The sequence below is a fragment of the Acidithiobacillus ferriphilus genome (assembly GCF_018854775.1).
GTDB lineage: Bacteria > Pseudomonadota > Gammaproteobacteria > Acidithiobacillales > Acidithiobacillaceae > Acidithiobacillus > Acidithiobacillus ferriphilus.
In genome coordinates this window covers 1-4949 of record NZ_JAAZTY010000109.1, presented here as the reverse complement: position 1 = coordinate 4949, position 4949 = coordinate 1, and the positions used below count along the sequence as shown (strand labels likewise).

Annotated in this window: 7 protein-coding genes; 4 read left to right on the top strand and 3 right to left on the bottom strand. The window is 61.0% G+C overall.

The annotated features are described in order from the left end of the window. From pal to queC, 4 genes are all read left to right on the top strand, one after another. Positions 1 to 438 (top strand): peptidoglycan-associated lipoprotein Pal (gene pal / locus HF921_RS08205; RefSeq protein ID WP_215893646.1); only part of this gene is annotated, 438 nt, incomplete at its 5' end. Between the two features lie 20 nt (positions 439 to 458). Further along, on the top strand, positions 459 to 1262 hold the full coding sequence (gene ybgF / locus HF921_RS08200; RefSeq protein ID WP_215893645.1) for a tol-pal system protein YbgF: 804 nt from the start codon (positions 459 to 461) through the stop codon (positions 1260 to 1262). Further along, on the top strand, positions 1262 to 1906 hold the full coding sequence (gene queE, locus HF921_RS08195) for a 7-carboxy-7-deazaguanine synthase QueE (RefSeq protein ID WP_064218736.1): 645 nt from the start codon (positions 1262 to 1264) through the stop codon (positions 1904 to 1906). Before ybgF ends, queE begins: the two co-directional genes overlap by 1 nt. A 2-nt stretch (positions 1907 to 1908) precedes the next feature. Next, a complete protein-coding gene (gene queC, locus HF921_RS08190; RefSeq protein ID WP_215861752.1) occupies positions 1909 to 2589 on the top strand; it encodes a 7-cyano-7-deazaguanine synthase QueC in 681 nt (226 codons plus the stop codon). Between the two features lie 12 nt (positions 2590 to 2601). Here the strand turns inward: queC and tolB are convergent, their stop codons facing one another. Genes tolB through HF921_RS08175 form a run of 3 tightly spaced genes read right to left on the bottom strand, consistent with a single transcriptional unit; the run spans position 2602 to position 4929 of the window. Continuing rightward, complete coding sequence (gene tolB, locus HF921_RS08185; RefSeq protein ID WP_215879491.1) at positions 2602 to 3873, bottom strand: Tol-Pal system beta propeller repeat protein TolB; 1272 nt, start codon at positions 3871 to 3873, stop codon at positions 2602 to 2604. Continuing rightward, the gene (tolA, locus tag HF921_RS08180; RefSeq protein WP_215861751.1) at positions 3866 to 4810 is read right to left on the bottom strand and encodes a cell envelope integrity protein TolA; all 945 of its coding nucleotides are present in this window, start codon (positions 4808 to 4810) and stop codon (positions 3866 to 3868) included. Before tolA ends, tolB begins: the two co-directional genes overlap by 8 nt. Then, positions 4807 to 4929, bottom strand: a complete 123-nt coding sequence (locus HF921_RS08175; RefSeq protein WP_319025483.1) for an ExbD/TolR family protein — start codon at positions 4927 to 4929, stop codon at positions 4807 to 4809. The genes tolA and HF921_RS08175 overlap by 4 nt, the downstream gene beginning before the upstream one ends. Positions 4930 to 4949: the final 20 nt, after the last annotated feature.

The following is a 4949-nucleotide window of genomic DNA, read 5'->3' as shown; positions in this document are numbered from 1 at the left end:
GCCGGTGAAGGCATCAATGGCCAGAACCTCAATGCCAACGGTCCCATCGGCGGGGGCAACAGTGGCCTGACCGCCGCTGAATTGGCCGCCTTGCCGCAGCATTTGCGGGTGCATTTTGAATTCAATAGTGGCTCTATGGATGCGCAGGCCCAGCAGATTGCCACCCAGAATGCGCAATTCATGGTCGCTCATCCCCATATTCAGGTTCGTCTGGAGGGGAATACCGATGATCGCGGTACCCAGGAGTACAATCTGGCCCTCGGTGAACAGCGCGCCGAGACCGTGAAACAGTTCCTGGAATCCCAGGGCGTCAGCGTGGCACGGGTCAGCACCGTTAGCTTTGGCAAGGACAATCCCTTGTGTACCACGAACGACTCTGCCTGCTGGGCAAAAAATCGTCGTGTGGACTTCGTTTACAGCGGTGGCTATAAGGGCTGAACGCCAAGGAGAGTTTGCTGATGAAGCGCTGGCATCTTTTTCCCGTCCTTTCCTTACTATGCCTGAGCCCCTTTGCACAGGCCGAGTCAACCGGCGAGAAAGTGCTGCAGTTGCAACAGCAGATGGCGGTCATGCAGGGCGAACTGAGCAGCCTGGTGGCGGTTCAGCAGGCCAGCAAAGGCAGCCAGAGCGCGCTGGCTGACCTCCTCGCCCGGACCCAGCGTCTGGAACAGGAGGTCCACGATCTGCGCGGCGAACTGGACACCAAAACCCACGCCCTGCAGACTCAGCAGCAGGCATTGACCGCACAACTGGCGAATCTGACTTCTGCTACAACCAGTACCAGCAGCACGGCTATCACCGCCAGTAACGCGGCGCTTATCAATTCCGCTGCGGTCATTGCCAGCGCCGCAAGTAACACCTCGGCGCCCACGATCCAAGGCTTGGGGCAGTCTGATTACCAGCAGGCTTTCGATCTGCTGCGCCAAGGCCGGTACGGCTCCGCCGTAACCGCTCTGCAGGGCTTCATCCAGAGGCATCCGCAAAGCAGTCTGGTTCCCGATGCGTATTACTGGTTGGGGCAGGCGCAATATGTGCTGGGCCAGAATGACGCGGCGCTGAAAAGTCTTGATACCGTGCAGACCCGCTTCTCCCAAAGCAGCAAGGCGCCGGAAGCCATGTTGCGCATGGCGGAAATCTATCAGGCCATCGGCCAGTCCGGCAAAGCCCGCGTCGTCCTCGACAAGATCATCAAGCGATACTCGAGCACGCCATCGGCACAGAAGGCTGAGGCGCAGTTGCAGGCATTACCCGCCCAAAAGTGATGGAGGGGCGGCTCCGCATCACGGAAATTTTCCACAGCCTGCAAGGGGAAACCCGCAGTGTCGGGCGCCCCGCGACTTTTGTGCGCCTCACGGGCTGCCCCTTGCGTTGCCATTATTGCGATACGGCCTACGCGTTTCATGGCGGCGAATGGCAGCAAATTGCCGGGATTTTGGAGGCCGTTCGCGCTGGCGGCAATCGCTTGGTGGTGGTGACGGGTGGCGAACCGCTGGCACAGGCCGATGTGCTGCCGCTGATGACGCAGCTTTGCGATGCGGGCTATGAAGTCTTTCTGGAAACCAGCGGCGCTCTTTCCGTGGCGGGGGTGGACGCCCGGGTGGTGAAGGTGCTCGACCTCAAAAGCCCTGACTCCGGGGAGTGCGAACGCAATCTCTGGGAAAATCTGCCCTTACTTAACCCGCAGGACCAGATTAAATTCGTGCTTTGCAGTCGCGCCGATTACGATTGGGCCAAAGATGTACTCGCGCGGGAGGCATTGGCGGAGCGCTGTGAAATACTCTTTTCTCCCAGCCATGGTGCGCTTGCCTTGCGCGATCTCGCCGAATGGATACTCGCTGACCATCTGCCGGTACGCTTGCAGATTCAGTTGCACAAACTGATCTGGGGCGATCTGCCCGGACATTGACCATGCCAACGCCTGCCGTCGTACTCCTCTCCGGCGGACTGGATTCCGCCACCGTGCTGGCGCTCATGCGCCGGGACGGCTTTGCAGTCCACGCCATCTCTTTTGATTATGGGCAACGCCATAAGGAAGAATTGCACTACGCGGGATTGCTGGCACAGGCCATGGGCGCCGCCAGCCATCGGGTGGTCAATATTGATCTGGCGGCCTTTGGCGGCTCCGCACTCACCGATCCGGAAATCAGCGTCCCCGAGACCGGATTGACGCCGGGCATACCCATCACGTATGTGCCGGCGCGCAACACCGTCTTTCTGGCGTTGGCGCTGGCGTTGGCGGAAGTGCTGCGAGCCAGAGATATCTTTCTGGGAGTGAACAGCCAGGATTACAGCGGTTATCCGGACTGTCGCCCCGAATTCGTACAGGCTTTTGAGGCGCTGGCGCAGGTGGCCACCCGTCTCGGGGACGAAGCCCGCGGACCACGTATTCATGCGCCCCTGCAGTTTCTCAACAAGAGCGAGATCATTCGTCTCGGCAGCCGTTTGGGTGTGGATTACGGCATGACCCGCTCCTGCTACCAGCTCGATGCCGAAGGTCGGTCCTGTGGTCGCTGTGACAGTTGCCGTCTGCGTCGGGAAGGCTTTCAAAAGGCGGGGATTGCCGATCCCACGCCTTATCAGGGTTCCTGAGCGCCGCGTCGGTTAATGGGACCAGGCCGGCTGGCTATCCTCCCCCGCATTACTGTGCAGAATGGCCATGGTCTTGCCGTCCAGACTGACCTCCGCCAGCACTTTGTGCCCGCCGCGCTGGGTGCCGTAGAGGATCATCTGGCCGTTACCGGCGAAGCTCGGATGATCGCAATTGCCCTGGGCATCCAGCACGCGCACACCGCTGCCATCCGGCTTCATCACGGCGAGGGCATAGACGCCAGCGGTGCGGTGAATGAAGGCGATCGCATTGCCCGCGGGCGAATAGACCGGACCGGCATTGTAGTTGCCGTCGTAGCTCAGGCGATGCACGCCGCCGCCGCTCGCGTTCATTTCATAGATCTGCGGACCACCGGCGCGGTCGGAGACAAATATGATCCGACTGCCGTCCGCTGACCAGGTCGGGGAAGTATTGATAGCGTCATCGTTGGTGAGCTTGCGGCGCTGTCCGGTGCGCAAATTCGCCACGTAGAGTTCCGTATGGCCGCCGGAGGAGCGGGCATACGCCAATTCTTCGCCGTTGGGCGAAAAAGCCGGAGCACTGACAATCTCGCCGCCGGGGGCGATGGACTGGCGCCGTCCGGTAGCCAGATCCTGTACATAAATCACGGCCCGGGCATTGGCGTAGGTCGTATAGGCCAGGCGGTGATTATCCGGCGACCAGACCGGTGAAAACACCGGCATGATACCGCGCACGATGGGGTGCGGATTCCAGCCATCGGATTCAGCCACCAGCAGTTCGTAATTTTCGCCGGTCTGCCGGACATAGGCGATCCGGCTGGCGAAGGGGCCGGGTTTGCCGGTAAAGGCCTGGTAGATGACATCCGCGACGTGGTGCGCGGTCATGTGCAATTCAGCGGCGGAGCAGGTGAAACGTTTGGCGACGAGTTCCTGCCCCGTGCTGACGTTGTAGACATAGACATTGACCACATACCCGCCGTTCAGCGGTTCCACAGAACCCACGGCAAGGCCGGTGGCGCCCACCGTTGTCCAATCGGTCGCCTTCACGCCGCTGGGCGAGCGCGGGTCGCCGGGGTAGCCCGCCGGGTCAATGACCCGGAACAAGCCGCTGTGGCGCAGGTCATTACGGACCACATCGGCGACGGTTGGCTGCCCGGCTATGCCCGGACCAAAGGAAGGAATGGCGATAGGCAGAGCCGAGGCAACACTTTTGGTGATTTGCACCGTGAGCGCTGCCTGGGCGGGAAGTGCAACAGTCCATGTTATAAGCGATAGCAGCCAAATAAATATTAACTTTTTAGCCATTGCTGAGCTCCTTAGCGCTGAAGACGATATTCACGACTTTAAATTCCGAGTAAGACAACCCAATGGGTGGTGGAAACGGTGCCGCCGCTTCAATCGCAGCAATCACCGCTGAATCAAATTGCGCATTTCCACTGGACTGGGTAATTGCCGGGTCGCCTTCCAGCTGCCCTTGCGGTGAAAGCTTAATTCTTACCTGACAATGAAGGTTGGGCGCAAAAACGGGCTGCCAATGTCTCTTCACGCGTTCTGCAATTTCGCTACCGAAAATAGCGGACAATCGCTGATTTTCCGCCGCCTGCTTAGCCAGCGCCGCCGCCATGTTGGCCTCGGCCTGCAGTTTGGCCCTGGCTTCCATCCGCTGCTGCAGTGCCTTGGCCCGCGCCGCCTCTGCGGCCTTGGCCTGTTGCTTGGCGAGTTGCTGCTTCAGCGCCGCAGCGCGTTGTGCGGCAGCCGCTTTTTGCGCCGCCTGTTTTTCGGCGGCGGCCTTTTCTGCCGCCGCTTTCTGCGCGGCGGCTTTGGCGGCCGCCCGTTGCGCAGCTTTCTCATGCGCTGCGCGCGCCGCCAGTTCCTCAGCCCGCTTCTCGGCGGCCTGTTTTTCGGCGGTGATCTGCGCGGTCTTCTGCTCCGCGGCCTTTTCTTGCGCCGCTTTTTCTGCGGCCTTCTGCGCGGCGCTGGGTGGCGGTGGAGTGGATGGCTTGGGTTTTGGCACCGGCACCGGTTTTGGTGCGGGCGGTGGTACCGGCGCGGGCTTCGGCGCGGGCTTCGGTTGCGGCGCCGGTGCCGCAACCGGGGGCATGCCGCTACTCAGTTGCGCCTGCATCGGGGTGTCTCCGGCACTCGGCACCTCCATATGAAAACTCCAGAACAAGGCCGCCAGTATCGCGCTATTGAGCGCGATGGCCAGTGCCAGCGGCCAGAACGATTTGCGTTCTTTCAATGGCCCTCCTGGCGGGTCAGCAGGCCGACATGGGAAATACCTGCCTCCTGCAAACGCGCCATGACCGCCATGACCTTGCCGTAATCCACATGCGCATCACCGCCCACCAGCACTTGCACCTGATCATGGCTGGCGGCGG

What these genes read in the sequence shown, in the direction of transcription:
- queC (WP_215861752.1), top strand. Translation starts at nt 1,909, where the DNA reads ATGCCAACGCCTGCCGTCGTACTCCTCTCCGGCGGACTGGATTCCGCC.
- queE (WP_064218736.1), top strand. Translation starts at nt 1,262, where the DNA reads ATGGAGGGGCGGCTCCGCATCACGGAAATTTTCCACAGCCTGCAAGGG.
- tolB (WP_215879491.1), bottom strand. Translation starts at nt 3,873, where the DNA reads ATGGCTAAAAAGTTAATATTTATTTGGCTGCTATCGCTTATAACATGG.
- ybgF (WP_215893645.1), top strand. Translation starts at nt 459, where the DNA reads ATGAAGCGCTGGCATCTTTTTCCCGTCCTTTCCTTACTATGCCTGAGC.